The sequence below is a fragment of the Pseudomonas sp. nanlin1 genome (assembly GCF_045571515.1).
GTDB lineage: Bacteria > Pseudomonadota > Gammaproteobacteria > Pseudomonadales > Pseudomonadaceae > Aquipseudomonas.
On record NZ_CP124218.1, the window covers coordinates 3,170,810 to 3,193,540 of the forward strand.

Annotated in this window: 24 protein-coding genes and 1 tRNA gene; 9 read left to right on the forward strand and 16 right to left on the reverse strand. The window is 62.3% G+C overall.

Annotation, left to right across the window (positions count from 1 at the left end; translation table 11 throughout):
* Positions 1 to 152: 152 nt before the first annotated feature.
* Positions 153 to 243, reverse strand: a tRNA-Ser gene (locus QCL65_RS14625).
* Between the two features lie 185 nt (positions 244 to 428).
* Here QCL65_RS14625 and QCL65_RS14630 point away from each other — a divergent pair.
* The 7 genes from QCL65_RS14630 (at position 429) to QCL65_RS14660 (ending at position 4,718) form a co-directional block, all read left to right on the forward strand.
* Entirely contained in the window at positions 429 to 1,100 is a 672-nt protein-coding gene (locus QCL65_RS14630) for a Bax inhibitor-1/YccA family protein (RefSeq protein ID WP_407309800.1), read from the forward strand.
* A gap of 146 nt (positions 1,101 to 1,246) precedes the next feature.
* Positions 1,247 to 1,639: a sulfurtransferase complex subunit TusD gene (tusD, locus tag QCL65_RS14635; RefSeq protein ID WP_407309802.1), complete on the forward strand. Its 393-nt coding sequence runs from the start codon at positions 1,247 to 1,249 to the stop codon at positions 1,637 to 1,639.
* Positions 1,639 to 1,998, forward strand: coding sequence for a sulfurtransferase complex subunit TusC (gene tusC / locus QCL65_RS14640; RefSeq protein WP_407309804.1), 360 nt, complete (start codon positions 1,639 to 1,641; stop codon positions 1,996 to 1,998). Before tusD ends, tusC begins: the two co-directional genes overlap by 1 nt.
* Positions 1,998 to 2,288: a sulfurtransferase complex subunit TusB gene (gene tusB, locus QCL65_RS14645; RefSeq protein WP_407309806.1), complete on the forward strand. Its 291-nt coding sequence runs from the start codon at positions 1,998 to 2,000 to the stop codon at positions 2,286 to 2,288. The genes tusC and tusB overlap by 1 nt, the downstream gene beginning before the upstream one ends.
* The gene (locus QCL65_RS14650; protein WP_407309808.1) at positions 2,285 to 2,620 is read left to right on the forward strand and encodes a TusE/DsrC/DsvC family sulfur relay protein; all 336 of its coding nucleotides are present in this window, start codon (positions 2,285 to 2,287) and stop codon (positions 2,618 to 2,620) included. Before tusB ends, QCL65_RS14650 begins: the two co-directional genes overlap by 4 nt.
* Positions 2,617 to 3,618 carry a glycosyl transferase family protein gene (locus QCL65_RS14655; RefSeq protein WP_407309810.1) on the forward strand — a complete coding sequence of 334 codons (1,002 nt, stop codon included), beginning with the start codon at positions 2,617 to 2,619 and terminating at the stop codon, positions 3,616 to 3,618. Before QCL65_RS14650 ends, QCL65_RS14655 begins: the two co-directional genes overlap by 4 nt.
* A 92-nt stretch (positions 3,619 to 3,710) precedes the next feature.
* Positions 3,711 to 4,718 (forward strand): glutathione S-transferase family protein, encoded by a 1,008-nt coding sequence (locus QCL65_RS14660; protein ID WP_407309812.1) that lies wholly within the window; start codon positions 3,711 to 3,713, stop codon positions 4,716 to 4,718.
* Here QCL65_RS14660 and gspD read toward each other — a convergent pair.
* From gspD to QCL65_RS14720, 12 genes are all read right to left on the reverse strand, one after another.
* Positions 4,702 to 7,008 (reverse strand): type II secretion system secretin GspD, encoded by a 2,307-nt coding sequence (gene gspD / locus QCL65_RS14665; protein ID WP_407309814.1) that lies wholly within the window; start codon positions 7,006 to 7,008, stop codon positions 4,702 to 4,704. The two genes, QCL65_RS14660 and gspD, sit on opposite strands and share 17 nt — an antisense overlap.
* Entirely contained in the window at positions 7,005 to 7,526 is a 522-nt protein-coding gene (locus tag QCL65_RS14670; RefSeq protein ID WP_407309816.1) for a hypothetical protein, read from the reverse strand. The genes gspD and QCL65_RS14670 overlap by 4 nt, the downstream gene beginning before the upstream one ends.
* The gene (gene gspM / locus QCL65_RS14675; RefSeq protein WP_407309818.1) at positions 7,523 to 8,146 is read right to left on the reverse strand and encodes a type II secretion system protein GspM; all 624 of its coding nucleotides are present in this window, start codon (positions 8,144 to 8,146) and stop codon (positions 7,523 to 7,525) included. Before gspM ends, QCL65_RS14670 begins: the two co-directional genes overlap by 4 nt.
* Positions 8,121 to 9,176, reverse strand: a complete 1,056-nt coding sequence (locus QCL65_RS14680) for a PilN domain-containing protein (protein ID WP_407309820.1) — start codon at positions 9,174 to 9,176, stop codon at positions 8,121 to 8,123. Before QCL65_RS14680 ends, gspM begins: the two co-directional genes overlap by 26 nt.
* Entirely contained in the window at positions 9,173 to 9,898 is a 726-nt protein-coding gene (locus QCL65_RS14685) for a type II secretion system minor pseudopilin GspK (protein ID WP_407309822.1), read from the reverse strand. Before QCL65_RS14685 ends, QCL65_RS14680 begins: the two co-directional genes overlap by 4 nt.
* Positions 9,895 to 10,500, reverse strand: a complete 606-nt coding sequence (locus QCL65_RS14690; protein WP_407309824.1) for a prepilin-type N-terminal cleavage/methylation domain-containing protein — start codon at positions 10,498 to 10,500, stop codon at positions 9,895 to 9,897. The genes QCL65_RS14685 and QCL65_RS14690 overlap by 4 nt, the downstream gene beginning before the upstream one ends.
* Positions 10,497 to 10,868, reverse strand: a complete 372-nt coding sequence (locus QCL65_RS14695) for a type II secretion system protein (protein WP_407309826.1) — start codon at positions 10,866 to 10,868, stop codon at positions 10,497 to 10,499. Before QCL65_RS14695 ends, QCL65_RS14690 begins: the two co-directional genes overlap by 4 nt.
* Positions 10,865 to 11,302 (reverse strand): prepilin-type N-terminal cleavage/methylation domain-containing protein, encoded by a 438-nt coding sequence (locus tag QCL65_RS14700; RefSeq protein ID WP_407309828.1) that lies wholly within the window; start codon positions 11,300 to 11,302, stop codon positions 10,865 to 10,867. The genes QCL65_RS14695 and QCL65_RS14700 overlap by 4 nt, the downstream gene beginning before the upstream one ends.
* The gene (gene gspG / locus QCL65_RS14705) at positions 11,303 to 11,728 is read right to left on the reverse strand and encodes a type II secretion system major pseudopilin GspG (RefSeq protein ID WP_407309830.1); all 426 of its coding nucleotides are present in this window, start codon (positions 11,726 to 11,728) and stop codon (positions 11,303 to 11,305) included. It abuts the gene before it with no gap.
* Positions 11,729 to 11,740: 12 nt separating this feature from the next.
* Positions 11,741 to 12,943, reverse strand: a complete 1,203-nt coding sequence (gspF, locus tag QCL65_RS14710; RefSeq protein ID WP_407309832.1) for a type II secretion system inner membrane protein GspF — start codon at positions 12,941 to 12,943, stop codon at positions 11,741 to 11,743.
* A 6-nt stretch (positions 12,944 to 12,949) separates the two neighbouring features.
* Complete coding sequence (gspE, locus tag QCL65_RS14715) at positions 12,950 to 14,674, reverse strand: type II secretion system ATPase GspE (protein WP_407316862.1); 1,725 nt, start codon at positions 14,672 to 14,674, stop codon at positions 12,950 to 12,952.
* A gap of 71 nt (positions 14,675 to 14,745) precedes the next feature.
* Entirely contained in the window at positions 14,746 to 14,985 is a 240-nt protein-coding gene (locus QCL65_RS14720; RefSeq protein ID WP_407309834.1) for a hypothetical protein, read from the reverse strand.
* 462 nt (positions 14,986 to 15,447) lie between these two features.
* Between QCL65_RS14720 and QCL65_RS14725 the strand changes: the two genes are divergently transcribed.
* Positions 15,448 to 18,210, forward strand: coding sequence for a glycoside hydrolase family 3 C-terminal domain-containing protein (locus tag QCL65_RS14725; protein ID WP_407309836.1), 2,763 nt, complete (start codon positions 15,448 to 15,450; stop codon positions 18,208 to 18,210).
* 23 nt (positions 18,211 to 18,233) lie between these two features.
* On the opposite strand, the gene QCL65_RS14730 is transcribed toward QCL65_RS14725, so the two are convergent.
* Complete coding sequence (locus QCL65_RS14730) at positions 18,234 to 18,878, reverse strand: TetR/AcrR family transcriptional regulator (RefSeq protein WP_407309838.1); 645 nt, start codon at positions 18,876 to 18,878, stop codon at positions 18,234 to 18,236.
* Between the two features lie 167 nt (positions 18,879 to 19,045).
* On the opposite strand from QCL65_RS14730, the gene QCL65_RS14735 reads away from it, so the two are divergent.
* On the forward strand, positions 19,046 to 20,677 hold the full coding sequence (locus tag QCL65_RS14735) for a putative bifunctional diguanylate cyclase/phosphodiesterase (RefSeq protein ID WP_407309840.1): 1,632 nt from the start codon (positions 19,046 to 19,048) through the stop codon (positions 20,675 to 20,677).
* 264 nt (positions 20,678 to 20,941) lie between these two features.
* On the opposite strand, the gene QCL65_RS14740 is transcribed toward QCL65_RS14735, so the two are convergent.
* Positions 20,942 to 21,889, reverse strand: a complete 948-nt coding sequence (locus tag QCL65_RS14740) for a transporter (protein WP_407309842.1) — start codon at positions 21,887 to 21,889, stop codon at positions 20,942 to 20,944.
* A 66-nt stretch (positions 21,890 to 21,955) separates the two neighbouring features.
* Positions 21,956 to 22,723, reverse strand: a complete 768-nt coding sequence (locus QCL65_RS14745; protein ID WP_407309844.1) for a coniferyl-alcohol dehydrogenase — start codon at positions 22,721 to 22,723, stop codon at positions 21,956 to 21,958.
* Positions 22,724 to 22,731: the final 8 nt, after the last annotated feature.

Below are 22,731 nucleotides of genomic sequence, written 5' to 3' on the forward strand. Positions count from 1 at the left end.
GATCAAAAGCTCGGGGGCAAGGCCCCCTCCTACGGCGCGCATCGATTATGAAGTGCGCCCCGTAGGAGGGGGCTTGCCCCCGAGCTCTCAAGCGTTTCAAAGGTCCCCAGAAACGAAAAAGCCCCGCATAAGCAGGGCTTCATCTCTATATGTGGCGGGGAACTAGGGATTCGAACCCTAGAAACGCTATTAACGTTCGCCGGTTTTCAAGACCGGTGCATTCAACCACTCTGCCAATTCCCCGCGGATGCTACACATCGCGGTCTGCCGCGTTGCGGGCGCCATAATACCGGAATGAAACACACTGTCAAACTCTCTGTGTAGCGGCTTTGCATGGGTCTGTTATGATCTTTGCATCCGAACGTTTCAGGAGCGCCATTAGGCGGCTCCGACCCCGGATCTAACGTAACGACCACAGGAGTCTCGCCATGCGCGAACAGGATTATGCAGTTAATCACAGCTCGCAGGCAGAGCAGCTAGAAGTTAGCCGCGTCCTGCGCAATACCTACGGCCTGCTGGCCCTCACCCTCGCCTTCAGCGGCGTCATGGCCTTCGTGGCGCAGCAGATGCGGGTGGGTTACCCCAACATTTTCGTCGTGTTGATTGGTTTCTACGGCCTGTTCTTCCTGACCAACAAACTGCGCGATTCCGCGTGGGGTCTGGTCTCGGCATTCGCCCTCACCGGCTTCATGGGCTTTCTGCTGGGCCCAATCCTCAACCGCTACCTGGGCATGCAGGGCGGCGCTGAAGTAGTTGGCTCGGCATTCGCCATGACCGCCCTGGTGTTCGGTGGCTTGTCGGCCTACGTGCTGATCACCCGCAAAGACATGAGCTTTCTCGGTGGCTTCATCACCGCCGGCTTCTTCGTGTTGATGGGTGCGGTACTGGCCAGCCTGTTCTTCCAGATCAGCGGCTTGCAGTTGGCTATCAGCGCCGGTTTTGTGTTGTTCTCGTCGGTCTGCATTCTGTTCCAGACCAGCGCGATCATTCACGGTGGCGAGCGTAACTACATCATGGCAACCGTTAGCCTGTATGTGTCCATCTACAACCTGTTCGTCAGCCTGCTGCAGCTGTTTGGCATCATGGGCCGCGACGACTGATCGCACCCCGCAGCGTAAAAGCCCGCTCTTTGTAGCGGGCTTTTTTTGCGCGTGTTTGAAGGCTGACGGGCAGCGCACCCACGTAGTCCTTGGTCGCTGCCAGCACAGGCTTTATCATTGCCGGGTTGCCCGCCAAAGAGCCGCCCATGAAATTCGCCATCGCTGTTTTTGCCCCTGCCCATGCGCCCGCCGCGCGCCGCGCCCTGCTGTTTGCCGAAGCGGTGCTGGCGGCAGGGCATGAGATCGTCCGCCTGTTTTTTTACCAGGATGGCGTGCACACTGCTTCGGCCAACGTGGTGGTGGGGCAGGATGAAACGGACGTCGCCGCGCAGTGGCGCGATTTCATCAGCCAGCACCGGCTGGACGCTGTGGTGTGTATTGCGGCAGCGCTGCGCCGTGGCGTATTGAACGCGCAAGAAGCTCAGCGTTACGCGCGGCCGGCGGCCAATCTGCCTGCACCTTGGGAGTTGTCCGGGCTGGGCCAGCTGCATGAAGCCGTGCAACAGGCCGATCGGCTTGTCAGCTTCGGGGGTGCTTGATGGCCAAATCCATGTTGATCATCAGTCGTCAGGCGCCCTGGGCTGGCCCTGGAGCCCGGGAGGCGCTGGACATCGCCCTGGCCGGTGGCGCTTTCGACCTGCCATTGGCCATGCTGTTTCTCGACGACGGCGTGTTGCAATTGCTGGATGGCCAGGCACCCGCCGCGTTGCAGCAAAAAAACCTCGGCGCCAACTTGCAAGCCTTACCGATGTTTGGCGTCGATGCCCTGTATGTCGCTGCAGCCGATCTGGCTGCTCGCGGGGTTAGCGCCGGGCAGTTGGCGATCCCTGCCCAGGCCCTCGATGAAGCCGAGTTGCGCGCACTGCTCGACCGCTACGACCACGTGGTAACCCTCTGATGAGTACCTTGCATATCCTCTCCCACTCGCCCTTCAGCGACGCTCGGCTCGACAGCTGCCTGCGCCTGCTGGGCGACGCCGATGGGCTGCTGCTGACTGGGGATGCCGTCTACGGCCTGCTGCCCAATAGCGAAGCGGCGGCAAAACTACACGCCGTGGGCCAGCTGTACGCGCTGAGCGAAGACCTGCAAGCGCGGGCGATCAGCCCCGATGCACGGGTGCAGGTGGTGAATTACCCAGGTTTCGTCGCGCTATCTTTGGCCTACCATAAGGTCAACAGCTGGCTATGAGTACCCTGACCGTCGACGGCCGTCACCTGGCGCTGGATCAGGACGGCTACCTGTGCGAATTGAGCGACTGGTCCCCTGAGGTTGCCAACGCGCTCGCCGGGCAGGCGGGCCTGACACTCAGTGCCGAGCATTGGGAAGTCATCGAGCTGCTGCGCCAGTTCTACCAAGAGTTTCAGCTGTCCCCGGCCACGCGCCCACTGATCAAGTACACGGCGCTGAAACTAGGGCCCGAAAAAGGCAACAGCCTGCACCTCAACCGCCTATTCAATGGCACCCCTGCCAAACTCGCCGCCAAGCTGGCGGGCCTGCCGAAGCCGACCAATTGCATATGACCGACCTTAGCCCGCTGACCCTGCAAACCCCAGCCGAACACCCGTTCGCGCAATTCGTGCGCATCCTTGGCAAGGGCAAACGCGGCTCGCGCGGCCTTGACCGCAGCGAGGCACGCGCGGCCATGGGGATGCTCTTGGACCAACAGGTCGAAGCCGCCCAGGTGGGGGCGTTCCTGATGCTGCTGCGCAACAAGGAAGAAAGCCCCGAGGAACTGGCCGGCTTCACCGACGCCCTGCGTGAGCGCTTGCAGGTGCCAGCCCTGGCAGTGGATATCGACTGGCCCAGCTACGCCGGTAAAAGGCGCCACCTGCCTTGGTACCTGTTGGCCGCCAAGTGCCTGGCCAATAACGGCCTGCGCATTTTTATCCACGGCGGCGGCGCCCATACCGCCGGGCGCCTGTACACCGAGCAGTTGTTGGAGCCTTTGGGTATCAGCCTGTGCCGGGACTGGCCGGCGGTCGCAGCGGCCCTTGACCAACACGGCCTGGCCTTCGCCCCGCTGCAAGACTGGGCGCCGGTGTTGCAACAGATGATCGAGATGCGCAACATCCTCGGCCTGCGCTCGCCCATCCACTCGCTGGCGCGCATTCTGAACCCACTCGGCGCCAAATGCGGCTTGCAAAGCATCTTTCACCCGGGCTACCAGGCAGTGCATCGCGACGCCAGCGGCCTGCTGGGCGATACGGCGATTGTGGTCAAGGGTGACGGTGGCGAGATCGAAATCAACCCCGACAGCCCCAGCCACCTCTATGGCACCCAAGGCGGCGTCAGCTGGGACGAAGAATGGCCCGCCCTCGCCGCCCAACGCCATGTCAAACCGGCGAGCCTGGACCCTGCCCTGCTGCTTGCGGTATGGCACGGCGAGGCCACTGACAGCTATGGCGAGTTGGCGGTGGTCGCCACCATGGCGCTGGCCTTGCGCGGCCTAGGCCAGCCCAAGGAACAAGCGTTCGCTGCCGCCCAAAGCTATTGGAGCGCCCGCCACCTATCGCGCTGATCGATCAATTGCACCTGCCGTTTGCACCTTTCGAGCGAACGCCTCACCGTACACTGGGCTCCAAGCTTCTATTACCGGCAAAGGAGTCCAGCATGGGCCTGTTGATCGAAGGACACTGGCGTGACCAGTGGTACGAAAGCAGCGAAGACGGCGCCTTCCAGCGCGAGGCCGCGAAACGGCGCAACTGGATCACCGCTGACGGCCAACCGGGCCCTAGCGGCACCGGTAGTTTCACGGCTGAAGCCGGTCGCTATCACTTGTACGTGTCCCTGGCTTGCCCCTGGGCCCACCGCACGCTGTTGCTGCGCAAGCTCAAAGGCCTGGAAGGCCTGATCGACGTGTCGGTGGTCAGTTGGCTGATGGGGGAAAACGGCTGGACCTTCGACACGGCACTGGGCTCCACGGGCGACGCCCTGGACAACCTGCAGTTTCTGCACCAACGCTACACCGCCGAAACCCCGGACTACACCGGCCGGGTGACAGTGCCGGTGTTGTGGGACAAGCAAACCGGTTGCATCGTCAGTAACGAATCGGCGGACATTATTCGCATGTTCAATGGCGCCTTCGACGGGTTGACCGGCAACCGCCTGGACTTCTACCCCGAAGCCCTGCGCCCGCGCATCGACCAGCTCAATGAGCGCATTTACCCAGCGATCAATAACGGCGTGTACCGCGCCGGTTTCGCCACTTCACAGGGCGCCTATGAAAAAGCGTTCGATGAAGTGTTCGCCGAGCTTGCGCGGCTCGAAGAGGCACTGGGCGAACAGCGCTACCTGGCCGGCGAATACCTCACCGAAGCAGACGTGCGCCTGTTCACCAGCCTGATCCGCTTTGACGCCGTCTACCACGGCCACTTCAAATGCAACCTGCGCCGCATCGTCGACTACCCGAACCTGTCCAACTGGCTGCGCGAGCTTTACCAGTGGCCCGGCATCGGCGAAACGGTCGACTTTCAGCATATCAAGGGCCATTACTACGGCAGCCACCCCACCATCAACCCCACCCGCATCGTGCCTAAGGGCCCGGCCCAGGCGTTCGACAGCGCCCACGACCGTGAGCGTTTGCCGGGCCTGGGCATCTGGGTCAGGGTCGCGCCGTAGGTTCCGGGCGCACCAGCTGCATCTGCTGGCGATAATCGTCGGTGACCTGGCGCGCCTGGCTGTTACTGGTGATCACCCGCGGAGTGATCAGCACGATCAGCTCGGTGCGGTCCTTGGACTTGCTGGTATTGCCGAACAGCCAGCGCAAGCCAGGGATGCGCCCCAGGTAGGGCACGGCTGACACGCTTTCGGAATTGTCCTGCTTGATCAAACCGCCGAGCAGCACCGTCTGCCCGCTCTGCACGGCCACTTGGGTAGCCACCGAACGGGTGGAAATGCGCGGGTTGCTCTGGGTATCAGTAATAGTGGAGTCGTCGGCGTCGCTGACCTGTTGCTGAATGTCCATATACACCAGGCCGCCCGGGTTAATGCGCGGTACCACGTCGAGGATCACCCCGGTCTGCAGGTATTCGACGCTGCTCAGGGTGGTGTCGGCATCGGTGGTGTTGACGGTGGTCTGGTTGATCGGAATGTTATCCCCCACCTGAATCTGCGCCTGCTGGTTGTTCATCACCACCAGCGAGGGCGCCGACAGCACCTGGGTGCGGCCATTGGTTTCCAGGGCGCGCAAGGCGACCTGCAAGTTGCTGCTGACGAACGAGTAGAACAGCGACGAATCGCCCACGTTGACCCCACCGCCGCCCAGCGCGCCCTGGCTGCCGGATTGGTTGGCGACACCCGTGGTGCCGGAATTACCCGCCAGGTTGCCCAGGTACCACTGCACGCCCAGATCCAACTCATTGGTCAGGCGCACTTCGAGAATGCGGGTTTCGATCTGCACCTGCATGGGCGGGTTATCCAGGCGCTTGATGGCGGACTCGATTTCCTTCCATTGCGCTGGGCGGGTGCGTACCAGCAGTTGGTTACTGCTTTTTTGTGCGGTGATGCGGGTGCTGTCGTCCAGGCTCTTGCCGCCGCTGCCGCCCCCTGCGGCATTGTCGCTTTCGTCCGGGCTGTCTTCGTCGCCGTCGCCGCCCTCTTCACCCCCTTGTATCCGTGTGCTGACGCCGCTGTTGCCATTCATGCCATTCATGCCATTCATACCGCCGCCACCGCTGCTGCCCAAGCCTTGCAGGGTGCCGCTACCGCCGCTACCGCTGCCGTTGAGCGACGATAGCGTGGTGGTGCGCAGGCCAGGGGCAACCCTGGCTGCTTCTTCGTCTTTGATCTGCCCGTTGCCGTAGATCTGGCGCAGGTAACGCGCCATGTCCGAAGCCTTCATGTTGCGCACATCATAGACGTACATCTGCGGCTCGTTGCCGCCGCCTTCGTCAATAGTGCGTACCCACTCGCCGACCTCATGCAGGTACTCGGGCTGCGACGACATTGCCACCACCGAGTTGGTCCGTTCGATCGGCAGGAACTTGACCATGCCGGCCAGCGGCGTACCGCTCTGCGGGCCGAACATTTGCAGAAGCTGGGGCATCAATTCGCCCACCGAAGCCCGTTGCAGACCATAAACGCCAATCGACATGCCTTTGAGCCAGTCCACATCGAAGGTGTCGATGGTGTCCTGATAGTTAGCCAGCTCTTCCGGGGTGCCGGCCATGCTCAGCACATTGCGCGAGGGGTCGACCAATAAAAAAGCGTTATCACGGGCGAACGGCTTGAGCAGTTTCTGCATTTCCGTGGCGCTGATATAGCGCAGCGGGAACAACCGCGCCGACAAGCCACTGGAAGGTTGCGCCACGGCCATCTCTGGCACCAGTTTGCCGGCCACTGCCTGGGCAGCCGGCAGGATGACGTAGCGGTCGCCCTGGCGGATCATTGCGTTATTGGTCCAGGACAACAGGGTTTCCAGGATCGACAGCGCCTGCTGCTTGTTCACGGGTTTTGACGTGGAGAAACTCACTTCCCCGGTCACGCCCTGGGCGATGCTGTAGTTCTCCTGCAGCAGGTCGCCCATGACCGTGTTGATCACCGCTTCGATGGGCTGGTTGTTGAAGTTGAACACGATATCGCCTTCGACCGCGTTGGCCCCCGCCTTCGGCGCCGCGCTGGGTGAGCGAATCATGCGCTGATTGCCGCGAATGATCTGCCGCTGGGGCGCGGGTACCGAGGCGCTGGCCTGCTCGCCAGCGCTGCCAGAGGCCGGGGTCACGGCGACACTGTCGGGCACCGGGCGGCGCTGGCTGCCGGTGCCGTCGAGGCCTTCGCGCATCAGCGCCTGGTCGCCTTTGAGCGAATAAGGAGGTGCCGCGCAGCCGCCTAGAGCGACGGCGGCGGCCAGGCAGAGCATGGGTGTGCGCAAAGTAGCGATGTTTCTGACTCCTGAAAGAGGGCCGTTCATGGCGCGGATACGTTAGGAAGTTTTGGCAGCGCCGACCGCGAAGGCGGTGGCAGGCGCGGCGACGGCAAGCGCAAGCTGCGCGTCTGCCCCTGAAGCGTGAAGCGCGCCTCATGGGGGTCGAGCTGTTCGAGGGTCCAGCCATTGTCCAGGCGCTGACCCCGGCGCACGCTGAGGCTACGGCCATTGGCCTGGCGTAGCAGCGCCACTTGGGTACCGCCGTCCAGCACTACCCCACTGAGCGTAAATCCGGCGAGGTCGGCGCTGGCCCCCTGCACGGCGACATCGGGGCTGCGGTCGGCGCTGAAAATCGGCTGCTGCCAGGCCAGTGCGTGGCTGTCGAGGTCGGTACTGGGGGCCTGGCGCGCCGGGCCCGCGCTCGCGGCCAGTGGCTTGGCGGCCGGCGCTGGCAGCCATTCGGGGCTCTGCCCCCAGCCGCTGAGCAGCGCCGCGCACGCGCCGGCCAGCCCCAGGCCTATGAGCAGCAACAGCAATGTGAGCATACGGGGGTTAAGCGTCATGAGGCGTTCTGCCGAGCGGGTGCTTGAGTAGGTGCGGGCGGCAGGTAGCCGCGAATCAGCAGATGCACCGCCAGTTTGCCCGCGCCACCTTTTTCGGGCGAATCGCCACCGCGACGAATATTAAAGCTTTCGATGAACAAAAATGGACGCTCGTACTCCAGGGTGTGCATTAGGGCGATCAACGGTTCGATCGAGCAGTCCATGGTCAGGCTGACCTTGACCTGCCGATATGGCTCGGCGCCGTCCTGTTCGGGGGTGATGGGCATGCGCTGAGTGACCACGCAGCCGGCACCGCGACGGGACTCACGCTTGATCAGGTCAGCGATGCGCTGCATCAAGTCAGCCGCCACGGCACTCGGGTCGCCAGCCGGTAGCAGGCTGTCACGGCTGGCAGGGTCGCGCTGGGCCTGTTCCAGCTGTTCTTGCAGCGCATCGCGCTGGCTCAGTTGGCCGACGTAGCGCTGTTGCTGCTCGCGCAGGGTCTCCAACTCAGCGTCGATGTCGGCCAGGGGGCCGGCGAACCAGCTGCCGATCAACAGCCAGTAAAGCAGCCAAATGGCGGCGACTAGCAGGATCAGTGCGGCGCCACGGCGCTCACGTAGGGTCAGGGGTCGGCGCATCAGCGGCCTCCTTGTGCAGTTGCGCGCGCAGGCTGAAGCGGTCTTTGCCGGTGTCTTCATCGGGGCGGATGACGCCTTCGAACTTGGCATCCATGAGGCTCGGGCAGCGGGCCATGGCACCGATCAAAGCACTGGCTTTGCTGCTTTGGCCAGAAAAAGACACTTCTCCCTGGTCATTGATTTCCAGCTGCTCGACGAAGCTGTCCTTGGGCAAACAACTGGCGAGCTCGGTCAGCACCGTGCTCAGGGTCGGTTGCGCCAGCTTGCGCTGGATCAGGTAACTGGCGGCGCCTTGGGTGTTGGCCAATTCCTGGCGCAACTGGCGGACCTCGGCGACCTGGCGCTGCTGTTCGCGCACTTCATCTTGCATCTGCGCCAGCAGCGCCTGGCGGCTGTCCAGCCAGAGCCACATCAGGGTCAGCAACAAGCCTGCGCAGGCCAGACCCAGCCACAGGTTCAAGCGTTTGCCGCGGGATTTGGCCTGCAAGCGTTGAGAACCCGGCAGCAAATCGACCCCCAGGCGCCCGCCGTCGGCCCCGCGCACGTCCACCCCACTGAGGTGCAACCCCTGGGCGCGGCATTCATCGAGGATCGGCTGCAGGCGTTCACGCAAGATCGCCACCAATTGCACCTGCACCGAATTAGCCTGTTTACCCAGGGTGCGTGCACAGTAATAAAGCTCTTGCGGGCGATACGGCGTGTATTTGTCCAGCTCATAGCCGAGCACGGCATTGACGTCGCGGGCTGCCGCCAACGGCAGGCTGATGGGTTGAATCAGCACCGTCGTGCGCGGCAACAGCAATACCTGACGCGCCTCGTTGGCCGCCGGTACACCCGCTAGCGGCCAGTCGATCAACTGCACGCTGGCACCGGCACCCAGGCGCGCGCGCACTGGGGCCGGGAGCATGCCCAGCAGTTCGTCGCGCCACCAATGCCAGCCACGCTCAGCCTGGCTGCCGCGCCAATGCCCGGCCAGGCGGTCGCGCCAGGCCAGCAGCGGGGTCAGGCGTTGTGGGTCGAGTAACTTCATTCTTCTTGCCAATGCAGGACCCGATACGGTCGGGCCCCGTCCGTGGATGGGTTAAGTAATAGGGTCACGCGCAACGTGGCCGCCTGCCCCTGGGGCAAACGTGCCGTGCTGATCAGCGTGACGATCGGCCCACCTTCATCGCTCACCGCCGCGACTGTAGGCAGGCTCAATACCCGCTTGAGCAAGGGCGTGGCAAACCCTGGGTCGGGCCGCTCCAGCCCGCTCCACAGCGTCATGTTCGGCGCCATGCAACTGTAGACCGCCGCGCGCATGCCCGGCAGTTGCCGCAGCTCCTCGACCACCCGCACCGGGGCCTGCCCACCATTGCGCCGCACTTCCAGCCCTCGGGCGGCGGTACGCGCCGCCGCGGGGTCGGCACCGCAGGCCACCAGCAAGCGGGTGAAGTCTGCAGCACTGGCCACATTGGCATCCAGGTGACCCACTTCACTGCGGGCACTCACACGCAAGGCCACACCATCGAACTGCAAATCATGTACCCGCCCGTCCGCCAGCCACTCACGCTGGCGTGCGGGATCGGTAATACCCGCCACCGCCAGGTTGACCCCGGCTTCGGCCGCCAGCAACGCCTGGGTATGCTGACGTTGCCAAAGCGCCTGGCGACTTTCCAATTGCACCCAGCCCGCCAGCCCCGCGAGCAACATACTCAGTAAGGCCAGCACCCAAAGCACCAGCAACAGGGCAACACCCCGTTGGCCCCTCATTGACCCACCGCCCCGGACAACTCCAACTGCAGGTTGATCGTTTGCGCCACCCAAGGTATTGCGCCTTTCACCTCGGCGTCGATGCGCACGCTACGCGGCAGCCGCGTGGGCCAAGGCCAGTTCGGCAGCCAGCCGGTCAGCTCGCCTTTGGGCGAATAACCACGGTAGCTAATGTTCAAGCTGTCCACACCCCGCAGCAGCACCTGGCTTTGCCCTAGGGGCTGCAAGTCACGCCCGCGCAGTTCAGCGAAGTCAACTTGCAGGCGCCCTTGGCGCAACGCCAGGGTATGTAAATACACGCCCCCGCCTAACGAGCTGGGCAATGGCGCGACAAATTCCAACTGCTGCGCCGAGCCGCCGAAGACTACACGCTGCTTGGCGCCGCTGCGAGCGTAATCCAATGGCAGCGCGCCACTTACCGCGCGGCGCAGGAAATTCTGCGCCGCGCGGGTTTCATCCAGCGCCGTGGTAAAACGCTCGGCCTTGGTCACCGCCCGGTTCGCCCCCACAATGGCCCCGCCCACCAGCGCCAGCAACACCGCCAACAAGCTCAGCACCACCAGAATTTCCAGCAGCGTGAAGCCACCTTCGGCGCGCCTCACGGGCGTTCACCCTTGGCCGGGCCGAGCAGCTTCAGGGTGCTGAAATTGGCTTCGCGGCCGTGCTCGCGCACGTTCAGGTTAAGGTGCAGCAAGCGGGCTTGGCGATGTCCGCCCGGCACCTCACGTATGTCCAACTGCCAACGGATGTCACCGGCCCAGCGCCCCTGGCGTTGGCCAGGCTGCAACGGCCCACTGGTTTCTTCATCCAGCACGGAACGGGCCGCCGCTACTAGCCGATCACTGCGCTGCACCTGCTGCAATGCCCGCGCTGCCTGCCCGAACGAGACCAACAAGACAGTACTGCACAGCGCCAGGATGACCAACGCCGCGAGCATTTCCAGCAGGGTAAAACCGCGCTCAGCCTTCATGGCAGTGCCTGTGACCTGACCGTGCCGGTGAGCCAGGCGATATCCACGCGCCAACGGCGCTCGCCCTGGCTCACCAGCACGTTACCGCCACTGGCGCCGCCGTCTGGGTAGAACTCGAACGCCGCGCCCAACTCGGCGGCGGTCTGCAACTGCACGCGCAGCCCCTTGGGCCAACTGCGCCTTGGCTGCCCGGGTGCCTGGAACTGTTGCTGGGCCAGGTCAAACTCGGTGCGTGCCGGCTGGCCGGTGACGATCGCCCGCACCCGGGTGGCGCGCAGGGCCTCGACCACTTGCGCGACCACCTTGCGCTCGCTGGCCTGGCGCAACCCCTGTTGCAGTCCAAAGCCCACCAGCCCCGTGGCGATGCCGATCAGCACGATCACTACCAGCAGCTCCAACAGCGTGAAGCCACGGTTGCCGCGCCGCGCGAGCATTTATTCCCAGTTACCCAGGTCGGCCTTGTAGCCTTCGCCACCGGCCTGGCCGTCCTGGCCGAAGAAGATCAAGTCGAAGCTGCCGTGCTCGCCCGGAAAGCGATAGCCAAACGCATGGCCAAACGGATCTTTGAGGTCCGACTGTTTGGCGTACGGGCCGGCCCAGCCGGTCACATTAGACGGTTTGCTGGCCAGGGCTTGCAACGTGGGCGGTGGTGCGCCGACGTCCAGGGCGTAGCTTTCGATTTTCATGCTCAGGCTGGCCAACTGCGCCTTACCGGCGCCGTACTTGCCTTTATCGACGTTACCGCCCACCTGGCGCACCACGATGGTCGCGACGATGCCCAGCAGCACAATGACCGCGAGCATTTCCAACAGAGTAAAACCGCCCTGGCGTTGGCGGCGGGCAGCATTGAATCGGTTCATCGTACAGTTTCCTCAAATATTACTGGTAAGGCTCATCAATGGCAGCATGATAGCGAGCATGATCACCGCCACCATCACTGCCATAACCACGGTCAGGGTGGGCACCAACGCGGCCAGCATACGGTCGATACCGCGCTTGGCTTCGACGTCGAACACATCGGCGACCTTGAGCAGCATGCCGTCGAGTTGGCCGGCCTGCTCGCCGACCTCGATCATTTGCAGCGCCAGGTCGGGCAACAGCGGATCGTCGCCGAACGCGCTGGCCAGGGTACTGCCCCCCTTGACCCATTCAGTGGCTTGGGCAATTTGCGCACGGATCGCCCGGTTGCCGCACACCTGCCGCACAATCAACAACGCCTGCAAGAGTGCCACGCCATTGTTAAGCAATGTACCGAGGGTACGTGCCAGGCGCGCCACTTCGATACGCTGCAACAATGGCCCGATCACGCGGACCTTGAGCAGCCGGCGGTCATTACGCTCGCGGCGCTGCGGGTCGCGCATGGCGGCGGCTGTAGCCCAGATCGCCACAATAATAGCGCCCAGCAGTACCAGACCATAACTGCCGAGAAACTCGCCCAAGCCAAGAATCACCTGGGTGATGAGGGGGATCGGCACGCCCAGGTCGCGAAAGATCGGCACGAACTGCGGCACCACATAGGCCAGCAGCAACGCCAGCGAGCCCAGCACACCCACCACCAGAAAGATCGGGTAAATCAGGGCGTTGATCACTTCACCGCGCAACACTTGGCTGCGCTCCAAGTAATCGGACAACTGGCGCAAGGTATTTTCCAGCGCGCCACCGGCTTCCCCGGCACGCACCATACTGATGTACAACGTCGAAAACTGCCCGCCCTCACCCTCTAGCGCCTGGGACAGCGGCTTACCCGCCTTCACTTGTTCGCGAATGCGCTCGATCAGCGCGTGAGCCTTGGGTTCGTGGTTCTGCTTGAGGAGGATGCCCAGCGAGCGCTCCAACGGTTGCCCGGCGCCCAGTAGAGTCGCCAACTGCTGAGTGAAACTGACCAACTGCGCACCGCTAAGGGTGCCGCGGCCCAGGCCCTGGCGCAGGCCGGGGCCACTGACGGGGTCGATCTTCAGCACCAACAGCCCGCGCTTTTGCAACAGGGCCAGGGCCGCCGCCTGATCGTTGGCGTCCAGGCTGCCGTTTTGCGTGGCGCCATCGGCGTCCAGGGCGCGGTATTTGAAATGAGCCATGCTTTATCAATCGCCGCGCGTGATGCGCAGCACCTCTTCCAGGGAGGTGACGCCGGCCACCGCTTGACGCAGCCCTTCTTCATAGAGCGTACGCAGGCCGCCACGGCGGGCCGCCTGCTCCAGGGTCGAAGCATCGGCCTGGCGCATCAGCAGGCTGCGCAGTTCTTCATTCATGACCAGCAGCTCAGTGATCGCGCTACGGCCAAAATAACCGCCGCCTGGCGCCTCAGTGGCGGGCCGATAGAGCAGGATCGGCCGCTGCTCGGTGAAGCGCTCCAGGCCGTGCTCGGCCACCAGCTCTGGCGGCGCCTCGAAGGCAATCCGCGTGGCTGGGTCCAAGCGCCGCACCAAGCGTTGGGCGAGAATGCCTTTAACCGTCGAGGCAATCAGGTAGCTTTCCACGCCCATATCGAGCAAGCGCGTGATACTCGCTGCCGCGCTGTTGGTGTGCAGGGTAGACAGCACCAAGTGGCCGGTCAGCGATGACTGAATGGCAATGCGGCAGGTTTCCAGGTCACGCATCTCACCGATCATGATCACGTCCGGGTCCTGACGCACGATCGAACGCAGGGCTCCGGCGAAATCCAGGCCGATGGCCGGCTTGACCTGGATCTGGTTAATCCCTTCAAGCTGATATTCCACCGGGTCTTCGACGGTGATGATCTTGCGTTCGGCGGTGTTGAGCCGTGACAGCGCGGTGTACAGGGTGGTGGTCTTGCCGGAACCCGTCGGCCCGGTGACCAATAAGATACCGTGGGGGTTCTCCAATACATCGAGAAAGCCCGCCAGGCGCTCGCCATCGAAGCCCAGGCTCTGGAAATCGAACTTGACTGTCTGCCGATCCAGCAAACGCATCACCACCGACTCGCCAAAACTGGTGGGCACGGTCGACACTCGCAGGTCGAGCTCTTTGCCCTGAATGCGCAGCATGATCCGCCCGTCCTGGGGCAGGCGGCGCTCGGCGATGTCGAGCCGGGCCATGATCTTGATCCGCGAAATGACCGCAGCCGATGAACTCGACGGCGGCGCTTCGGCTTCGTGCAGTACACCGTCGATGCGGTAGCGCACCTTTAACTGGCTCTCGAACGGTTCTATATGTATGTCGGAAGCACGCTGATCCACCGCACGCTGCATGATCAAGTTGACCAGGCGTATCACCGGTGCCTCGGAGGCAAGGTCTTTAAGATGTTCGATGTCTTCCAGGGAACCGCTGTCTTCGTCGAGGGTTTCGATCAACGAGCCCATGGCCGAGCGGCCTTTACCGTAGTAGCGCTCGATCAGGCTGTCGACTTCATTACTCAAGCCGACCGCCAGCAACACCGGCGCATCGCAGGCATAGCCCACGGCGTCGATCGGGTAGGTATTGGCCGGGTTGGCGGCCAGCAATTGCACGCCCTGCTCGTCCCAGCGCACCGGCACCACACGGTAGTGGCGCATAAAGCGCTCGGTCAGTGGCGGTAAGGGGTCGAGTACCGCTGGTGCGTCTTCGGCCATGACCAGCGGTGCCGACAACAGCGCCGACCAGGCGCGGGCCATTTCCAATTCCGAGACCAGGCCCAGGCGCGTCAGCAGCGCGGGCAGGTCGGTCTCGTCTTCAGGGCTTTCCGCTGCCAGGCGGCGTGCTCGTTCCAGGTCGACATTCTTCAGCCCGGCATTGAGGGTCAGCCAACGGCAGATCGCCTCGCTGGACGGGACTTGCAGGCTCGGAGCGTCGGCGTGGTTGAGCGGCATAGGCACGGGCATGGTTCATATGAGGGGCGGGAAAGGCATCAGGGTGACGCCCTTCCGTGACGCAAGGGCGATCAGTTGGACACTTTCGCCGCGTCGGAGTTCAGCGGACGGCCGCCTTTGGCGGACTCGTTCTTGTGCTTGGCCTGCGCCTTGTCGTTGCGCCCTTGGGTCATGACGCCAGCATCGGCCGCACCGGAAGCCTGAGCGGCCTGATCAGGGGTCTGTACGGTTTCGCTTTCTTCAGCGGCAAAAGTTGCGCTGGCGAAAGACAAAGTGAGGGCGGCACAGGCGGCTGCGAAAGACAGTTTCATAATAACTAACTCCAGGATGTAAAAAGTCCCGCGCCACCCTAAGCCGCCAATTACCGGCGAACTGTAGGACAATCGAGGGATATTAAAAGTGGCCTGCTAGCGAGGCGATTTTACTAAACCAATCGACCAGTAGGTTTAGTGAAGGTTCACACACTCAGATACAAAAACGCAAAAAAACACGAAAAAAAACCTTTCGATTGACAAAATCGGACAAGAATTGTCTTAATTCCGCCGCCGATCGACGTCAGGCAGACACAAACGATGGCACATTAATGGCAACTTCCCATATAAACAGAATGACCGATAAGTTTGCAGTAACTCGTTAAAACGTGTGGTTTTTAAAGTCACCCTAGTTTGAATTATTCGACCAGGGTTAAGACACGTTTTGCCCGGCGAAAGAGCGCGACAATAAGTCGCAGGAACTTAGCAAAGAACATTTTTTACAGTCCATTGGAGCAACAAATGAACAAACGCACTCAGTTGGGCGCACAGTCCGCCTTGGCCTTGTTAGCCTTGGCCGTGGCCCAGGTTCACGCCGCTGACAGCAGCACCCTGCAGGCGCGCGAACAACGCGCCGACCAGGCCGCCGCCAAGACCCTGGCGAAGATGACCCTGGAAGAAAAGCTCTACTACATCGGCGGTACCGGCGGCTGGGACGTCAAGCCACTGACCCAATACGGTATCCCGCAGATCCACGGTGCCGACGGCGGCGCCGGTGTTCGCTATACCAGCGAAGGCAACGACCAAGGCGTGGTCTATCCGTCTGGACCGAACCTGGCTGCCACCTGGAACCCGCGCCGGGCCATCGACTTCGGCCGCGCGCTGGGCTACGACACCGCGACCGGCGGCTACCAGTTCGTCACCGGCCCCGGCATGAACCTGTATCGCATGCCCTACGGCGGCCGTGCGTTCGAATACCTGTCCGGTGAAGACCCGTTCCTCGGCGCCAGCCTCGGCCCAGCCCTCATCAACGGTATCCAGCAGCGCGGTGTTTGGGCTAACGCCAAGCATTACGCGGCCAACGACCAGGAAACCAACCGCTTTATCCTCGACGAAAAAATCCCTGAGCGGGTTTTGCGTGAGATGACCCTGCCCACCTTCGAATCGGCTTCGAAGAACGGCAACGTGGCCATGATGATGTGCTCGTTCCAACTGGTGAACGGCGACTACGCTTGCGAAAGCGAGCACCTGATCCAGCAGATCCTGAAAAAGGAATGGGGGTTCAAAGGCTTCGTCCAGAGCGACTACAACGCCGTGGTCAATGGCCTCAAAGGCGCCAAGGGTGGCACCGATCTGGACATGATGGGCTACCAGATGAACAGCACCATCCTCAAGCCGTTCATCGACAGCGGTGACCTGGATGTTGCCACCATCGACGACAAGGTACGCCGCCTGCTCAAGCAGATCTACCTGTACAAGTTCGACAGCAAGACCCCGCTGACCACCCACAACATGAACAGCTCGACCAGCAACAAGACCGCGCTGAACGTAGCGCGCGAAGGCATCGTGCTGTTGAAAAACCAAGGCGACCTGCTGCCCCTGGATAAAACCAAGGTCAAGTCGATCGCAGTGGTCGGTAACCTCGCCAAGTACGCTCCGCCGACCGGTTTCGGCAGCGCCAACGTTGAAGCCCGCCAGTACATCAGCCAGTTGAGCGGTATTGCGCAAACGGCCAAGAACGTCAAAGTCGACTTCATCGATGCCCTGTCCCTGGACCCGGCCGCTTCGGTGTGGAGCCATGAAGACAGCAACGGCGATAGCAAAAAAGGCCTCAGCGCCGAGTTCTTCACCAACGCTAACTGGTCCGGCCAAGCAGCCGCCACCCGTACCGACCGCCAGGTCAACCTGGATTGGGCGAACGACTCCGACCTGCCCACCAATGGCGACACCAGTAACACGTCGGTGCGCTGGACCGGTAAGGTCACCCCGACCGTCAGTGGCGAGCAAGTGTTCAAGGTCCGTGCCGACGGTGCCGTACGCCTGTGGGTCAACGGTAAGGAAATCATCAACAACGGTGACGGCGAACACCTGCCGACCAACAGCATTCCGCCAACCATTCCGGAATTCGCCAAGGTCAACCTGGAAGCGGGCAAGGCTTACGACATCAAGCTCGAGTACTCGCGCCGCAACGGTTACATCTCCACCATGGGCGGCCTGGTTGGCGTGCAACTGAGCTGGGCGTCCCTGGCAGCGCCACAAGACCTGTCCAAGTACGACGCGGTCGTGGTTGCAGCGGGTAACAGTGCTGAATACGAAGGCGAAGGCTTCGACCATAGCTTCGACCTGCCGGAATTCCAAGGCCAGCTGATCCAGAACATCGCCAAGGTCAACCCCAATACCGTGGTCACCCTGTACGGTGGCACGGGCTTGAAGATGAGCGACTGGATCGAAGGCGTTGCCGGCGCCCTGCACGCCTTCTACCCTGGCCAGAACGGCGGCCAAGCGCTGGGCGAGATCTTGTTCGGCAAGGTCAACCCGTCGGGCAAGCTGCCGATCAGCATCGAACGCAACATCGAAGACAACCCGATCTACGCCACTTTCCCGAACTTCGACAACAACCTGTCGTTGAAGGAAATGAGCTACAAGGATGATCTGTTCCTGGGTTATCGCGGTTACGACAAGAAAGGCACCAAGCCGCTGTTCCCCTTCGGCTATGGCCTGTCGTACACCACCTTCAGCTATGGCAACGTGAAAGTCACCCCAGGCACCGCCGTGCCGGGCGCGACCATCAAGGTGTCGTTCGACCTGACCAACACCGGCAAGCGCGGTGGCTCCGAGGTCGCCGAACTGTACGTTGGCCAGCAGCACCCGAAAGTCGAGCGCGCGCTCAAGGAACTCAAGGGCTACAAGAAGGTTTACCTGGCACCGGGCGAAAGCAAGCGGGTCACCATCGAGCTCAACGATCGTTCGCTGGCCTACTACGACACCGACAGCAAGCAGTGGGTGATCGACGCCGATACCTTCAACCTGTCGGTGGGCGGCTCGTCTGACAACTTGCCGTTGAAGGCCACCCTGGTCAACACCATCCGCCAGGAACTGTCGACCACCACCAGCAACCCGTTGCCACGGGCGGCGTTGAAGTCGACCCAGGTGATCTTGCCGGCCATCAACACCAAAGGCTTGTACAACACCACGAAAAGCTCGGACGAAGACACCAGCGAAGGCGGCGACTACGACACTGAGTCGTCGACCAGCACTGGCCAAGGCAGCTCGGTCGGTTACTAAGGCTTAGCTAAACGACGTATGGCTCAAGGACGAGCCATATCCGGGTGGCGTATGGACGCATCCAGATGCGCGATATAGTCATCGAAACGCCCGACCAAATCGAACGTCTCGGGGAAACGCAGCCATTGCAGTTGCAACCCGTCCATCATCGCTAGAATTTCCTGCACCACCCCGCTCACATTCACATCCCCGCGCACTTCCCCCCTACGCTGCAACTCCTCGAACTGCCCCAATGAACGCTGGTGAATAGCCTCATAGCGCGACTGAAACCACGCCCATGCCGGGTGGCCGGGTAACAGGCTTTCGGCGTTGAGAATACTGAACGCGCGCACCACCCCCGGTGCCGTGGCGTTAGAGCGATTAATCGCGCGCAGGCTGTCGAGCAGGCCGGTGAGGCTCAGCTCTCGACGCACTTCTTCGGCGATCTTCAGGTTGACTTCGTCACGGCGCTCCAGCACCGCCATCAATAACGCACTTTTGCTGGGAAAATGGTGCAGCACACCGGCCACGGAGATACCGACGATGTCGGCGATACGGGCGATGGAGGTGCCACCGAACCCTTCCAGGGAAAACAACTGCAGGGCGGCATCAAGCAGTTCCTCGCGGCGTTTTTCACCTTTGGGCGCACGCCGTTTGCGCGGGCTGGGGGGTTGCGTTGAATCGGTCATAGCGGCCAGCGTCGTTCGTATGGGCCGTTCACCGTAGCTTGAAGCGTTTGCCCCTGCAACTGCCCGGCGGCAGATCGGGCCCGGCGGCCGCTGGCTTCAAGCTTATGGCGGACCCGTCGATAACACTGAATACGCGGCAAATGGCCGCACTCTGCGAGCCTACCTTCGTGCAAAGATCCCTTAGACACCCCCTGTTCAAAGTCCCCGCGCTGCTGTCGCTGTCGCTGGTGACGGTATTTCTGTTGGCCGCTTTATGGGAGTTCAAGCTCGAAGGTGTGGTATTGCCCGCGCTGGGTATCGAATACGACGGCGACTTCGAATTGGCCGAGCGCTGGCGCTTTATCATGACCTCGACCGGGTTCTCCGCCCTGTCCCTGTTGCTTCCGTGGTTATTGCTGACCCGCCTGCTCAAGGCCTTGCGCGCCAGCTATGTGGCCCTGGTCGAAGCCCAGCTGCAGTCTGAATCCCTGGCCCGCCACGACAGCCTGACCGGCCTGTTCAACCGCCGCGTATTGATTGAACACATCGACAGCTCGTTGGCCCGCAGCGGCCAACAAACCGTGGTGTGCCTAATCGACCTGGACCAGTTCAAGCCCATCAACGACCTGTATGGCCATGCGGCAGGCGACGCCGTGATCTGCGAAATGGCCGAGCGCTTGCGGGTGATTGCCGGGCAATGGCGAGGGATCGCCAGCCGTTTGGGCGGCGATGAGTTCGCCTTGGTGCTGGATCAAGCTTACAGCCGGGCTCAGTTGGCTGAGCTTGGCCAGGAACTGTGCAGCCGCCTGGCCGCGCCGCTGACCTGCATGGCGGGCAAAGTCACCGTCGCCGCGACGGTGGGCATTGCCCTTTCGCCCACCGACGCGAACACCGCCGAAGGTTTGCTGCAATGCGCCGACGGCGCGATGTACCGGGGCAAAAAGGCCGGGCGCGCGGTGTTCCATTTTTACGAAGCCGCATTCGACGAAGAACATCAGAACCAGGTGCGCTTCGAGCGCGAACTAGAGGGCGCGATTGGCCGCAATGAAATTGCCCCGTACTATCAACCTATCGTGAGCCTGGTCGAGCACCAACTGGTCGGCTTTGAGATTCTCGCCCGCTGGCACCACCCGGAGCGCGGCCTGGTGCCGCCGCTGGAGTTCATTCCGATCGCCGACCGCTTGGGCTTGATCCCGGACATGACCCGCTCGCTGCTGCATCAAGCCTGTACGGACGCGCAACAGTGGCCGAGCCACCTGACCCTGGCGATCAACGTCAACGCCGCCATGGTCGAAGACGACGGCTTTCCTGACCGCTTGTGCGCGCAGCTGGACGAAGAAGGTTTTGCCTATTCACGCCTAGAGGTGGAGGTCACGGAAGAAGCCCTGGTGGGCAACCTGGTGGCGGCTCGGCGTAATCTGCAGATCCTCCGGCAACGGGGTATCAGTGTGGCGCTGGATGATTTCGGCACCGGTTACTCTGGCCTTTACCACCTGACTAAATTGGCCATCGACAAGATCAAGATTGACCGCTCGTTTCTCAACTCCCAGTTGGACAATCAAGAGCAGATGGTCGACTCGATTCTGGGGCTGGGCAAGAGCCTGCGGATGAAAATTACCGCTGAAGGGGTGGAACAATTCGCCCTGGCGCAATGGCTCACCGAGCACGGCTGTGATTACGCCCAGGGGTATCTGTTCGGTAAGCCAATGCCTGCCGACCAAGTAGCGCTGGCACTGGATAACCCCATGCCGGCGCTGTTGGCCATGGCACCGCAATTGGCTATCCCGCGCAGCGACCCCTGGCCGCAGGTCCAGGCCTGAAGCCAGCGGCCAATTAAAAGATCGGGGCCAAGGCCCCTCCTACGGCCCCGATCTTTTCACCAAACAATGCCGTCCAACTCAGGACGACCCTGGCGGGATGCCGTTTTTGTTGAAGTCCTTCAACCGTTCCTTTTCTTCAGGCGTGGAATGGGCCGGGGTATCGTCCTGGGGCTCAGGTTTTTGCTCGTCGCTCATGGCGCTGTCCTCTGGCGGATGGTCTTTTTAAGGCCACAATCGCGCGCCACAGTTCAGCGCCATTGCCCATTACAACTTGTGCAAGAAGTTGAGCACCAGCTTGTCGCCCTCCGTGCGGTTCTCCGCGTCCTGCTCAAAGTAGGCATTGAGGGTCAGCACGTTTTTCGGGCTAAACGCGTAAACCAGACCCGGCCCGATGGCCCAGACCTTTTCCTTGCGCCCGCTCACTTCGCTACCGTCGATGCGGGTGTCGGTGATCTGCTTGAGCCAGTACCCGTTGATACCCAGGCTCAATTGCGGGGTCAGCGCGTATTGGGTCGTCAGGTTGGCGTGCAAGGCCTGCCCGGCCTGGGTGTCGGAGACGTCGCCGAAGCTGGTCAAGGGGTCGTCGTTCTTGCCGTTCCAGCGGTACATAAAGCGCCCGCTGAAACTCCACTGCGGCGTAGCCCACACGGTCGCCGCGTAATACGGCTCCACCGACCAGAAATTGCTGCCCGGGCTGATGGACTTATCACGGTCATAAGCCCCCGTTGGCAATACCACGTCCAGCTCGACGCGCTGCGTCAGCCGAGGCCCGCCCTGCGGGGTCATGATCGTCGGCAATTGCACAAAGGCGCCCAGGGTCAGGTCGCTGAAGCCTTCCCGGGCGCTCAACGCGGCATTGTTCAGGCCATCGTCGACGTCCACATGGGCCAAGGCCGGCAAAATCGCCGTAACGCCCAGGTTAGCGCCGTTGGCCAAGGGCTGGCCGAGGTAGATTAGTTGCGTAGTCGGCGCAAAGATTTCCAGGGTTTGCTTGGGCAACGGCAGTTTGTTGCCGCTGGCGTCGTTGAAGCGTGTCGCTCTGGAGTAGGCCAGATACTCCTCCACGTACCAGCCAGGGCCGTCGGGGGCCGGCGAACCGTCGTAAAAACTGGTGAGCCCCAGGTTCATTCCCGGCAAGTCATAAGCGAGTGCATTGAAGGCCAGCGAGGCGCAGGAAAGCGCTACGGCCTGGCGCAGGAGAGGCTTGAGCATGTTGTAGGTCCTGTTGTTATTGTTATGGGAGCCGACGCAGACGCCTGCGCCGACTTAGACCGCCGCCTAGACGTAGCTGGCCGCGAGTCCACCGTCCACCGGGATGTTCGCGCCATTGACCCAGCGCGAAGCATCACTGCACAAAAAAGTGATCACAGCCGCCACTTCGTCGGCCAGCGCTGGGCGTTTGATCCGCGCCGCGTCACGGGCCAGGCGCTCTTCACCGAGCATGCTGACAAAATCATCAAGGATGGGCGTGAACACCGGGCCTGGGGCCACGCAATTGACTCGAATCGAGTGGTCGCGAAACCACACCCCAGCCTGCTGCAGGCTCCACACGATCAGCGCTTCCTTGAAGTACTGGTAACAGGTGCTCTGGGGCACCGGGTTGGCTGCCAGCCATTGCTGACCTTCGGCGAAACCTTGCACCCCGGCCAGTGCCTTGTGCTGTTCCAGGCGCAGGGGCCACTCAGCGCCTAATACCGAGGCGATGTTGACCAGGCTACTGCCAGGCGGCATACGCGGCACCAGGGCCGTGCTCAGCGCGCGCAGGCCCAGGTAGTTGACCCGCCCGACCAGGTCCGTCGGGGAGGTGCCCGGCACCCCCGCCACGTTACACAGAGCGTCGATGCGTGCAGGCAATTGCGCCACCAGCGCTTGGATACTGGCGGGGTCGCCCAGGTCGGCTTGAAAAAAACCGTCCAGGGTCAGCTGTGGCAGATTACGGTCGATGCCAATCACCGTGGCGCCCTGAAAGCGCGCCAAGCGAGCCAGTTCTGCGCCGATGCCGGAGCAGGCGCCGGTGATCACGATGGTCTTATTGCTCAAGTTCATGTCGAAGC

Coding starts and splice junctions, on each gene's coding strand:
- QCL65_RS14630 (WP_407309800.1), top strand. CDS start 429: ATGCGCGAACAGGATTATGCAGTTAATCACAGCTCGCAGGCAGAGCAG.
- tusD (WP_407309802.1), top strand. CDS start 1,247: ATGAAATTCGCCATCGCTGTTTTTGCCCCTGCCCATGCGCCCGCCGCG.
- tusC (WP_407309804.1), top strand. CDS start 1,639: ATGGCCAAATCCATGTTGATCATCAGTCGTCAGGCGCCCTGGGCTGGC.
- tusB (WP_407309806.1), top strand. CDS start 1,998: ATGAGTACCTTGCATATCCTCTCCCACTCGCCCTTCAGCGACGCTCGG.
- QCL65_RS14650 (WP_407309808.1), top strand. CDS start 2,285: ATGAGTACCCTGACCGTCGACGGCCGTCACCTGGCGCTGGATCAGGAC.
- QCL65_RS14655 (WP_407309810.1), top strand. CDS start 2,617: ATGACCGACCTTAGCCCGCTGACCCTGCAAACCCCAGCCGAACACCCG.
- QCL65_RS14660 (WP_407309812.1), top strand. CDS start 3,711: ATGGGCCTGTTGATCGAAGGACACTGGCGTGACCAGTGGTACGAAAGC.
- gspD (WP_407309814.1), bottom strand. CDS start 7,008: ATGAACGGCCCTCTTTCAGGAGTCAGAAACATCGCTACTTTGCGCACA.
- QCL65_RS14670 (WP_407309816.1), bottom strand. CDS start 7,526: ATGACGCTTAACCCCCGTATGCTCACATTGCTGTTGCTGCTCATAGGC.
- gspM (WP_407309818.1), bottom strand. CDS start 8,146: ATGCGCCGACCCCTGACCCTACGTGAGCGCCGTGGCGCCGCACTGATC.
- QCL65_RS14680 (WP_407309820.1), bottom strand. CDS start 9,176: ATGAAGTTACTCGACCCACAACGCCTGACCCCGCTGCTGGCCTGGCGC.
- QCL65_RS14685 (WP_407309822.1), bottom strand. CDS start 9,898: ATGAGGGGCCAACGGGGTGTTGCCCTGTTGCTGGTGCTTTGGGTGCTG.
- QCL65_RS14695 (WP_407309826.1), bottom strand. CDS start 10,868: ATGAAGGCTGAGCGCGGTTTTACCCTGCTGGAAATGCTCGCGGCGTTG.
- QCL65_RS14700 (WP_407309828.1), bottom strand. CDS start 11,302: ATGCTCGCGCGGCGCGGCAACCGTGGCTTCACGCTGTTGGAGCTGCTG.
- gspG (WP_407309830.1), bottom strand. CDS start 11,728: ATGAACCGATTCAATGCTGCCCGCCGCCAACGCCAGGGCGGTTTTACT.
- gspF (WP_407309832.1), bottom strand. CDS start 12,943: ATGGCTCATTTCAAATACCGCGCCCTGGACGCCGATGGCGCCACGCAA.
- gspE (WP_407316862.1), bottom strand. CDS start 14,674: ATGCCGCTCAACCACGCCGACGCTCCGAGCCTGCAAGTCCCGTCCAGC.
- QCL65_RS14720 (WP_407309834.1), bottom strand. CDS start 14,985: ATGAAACTGTCTTTCGCAGCCGCCTGTGCCGCCCTCACTTTGTCTTTC.
- QCL65_RS14725 (WP_407309836.1), top strand. CDS start 15,448: ATGAACAAACGCACTCAGTTGGGCGCACAGTCCGCCTTGGCCTTGTTA.
- QCL65_RS14730 (WP_407309838.1), bottom strand. CDS start 18,878: ATGACCGATTCAACGCAACCCCCCAGCCCGCGCAAACGGCGTGCGCCC.
- QCL65_RS14740 (WP_407309842.1), bottom strand. CDS start 21,889: ATGCTCAAGCCTCTCCTGCGCCAGGCCGTAGCGCTTTCCTGCGCCTCG.
- QCL65_RS14745 (WP_407309844.1), bottom strand. CDS start 22,723: ATGAACTTGAGCAATAAGACCATCGTGATCACCGGCGCCTGCTCCGGC.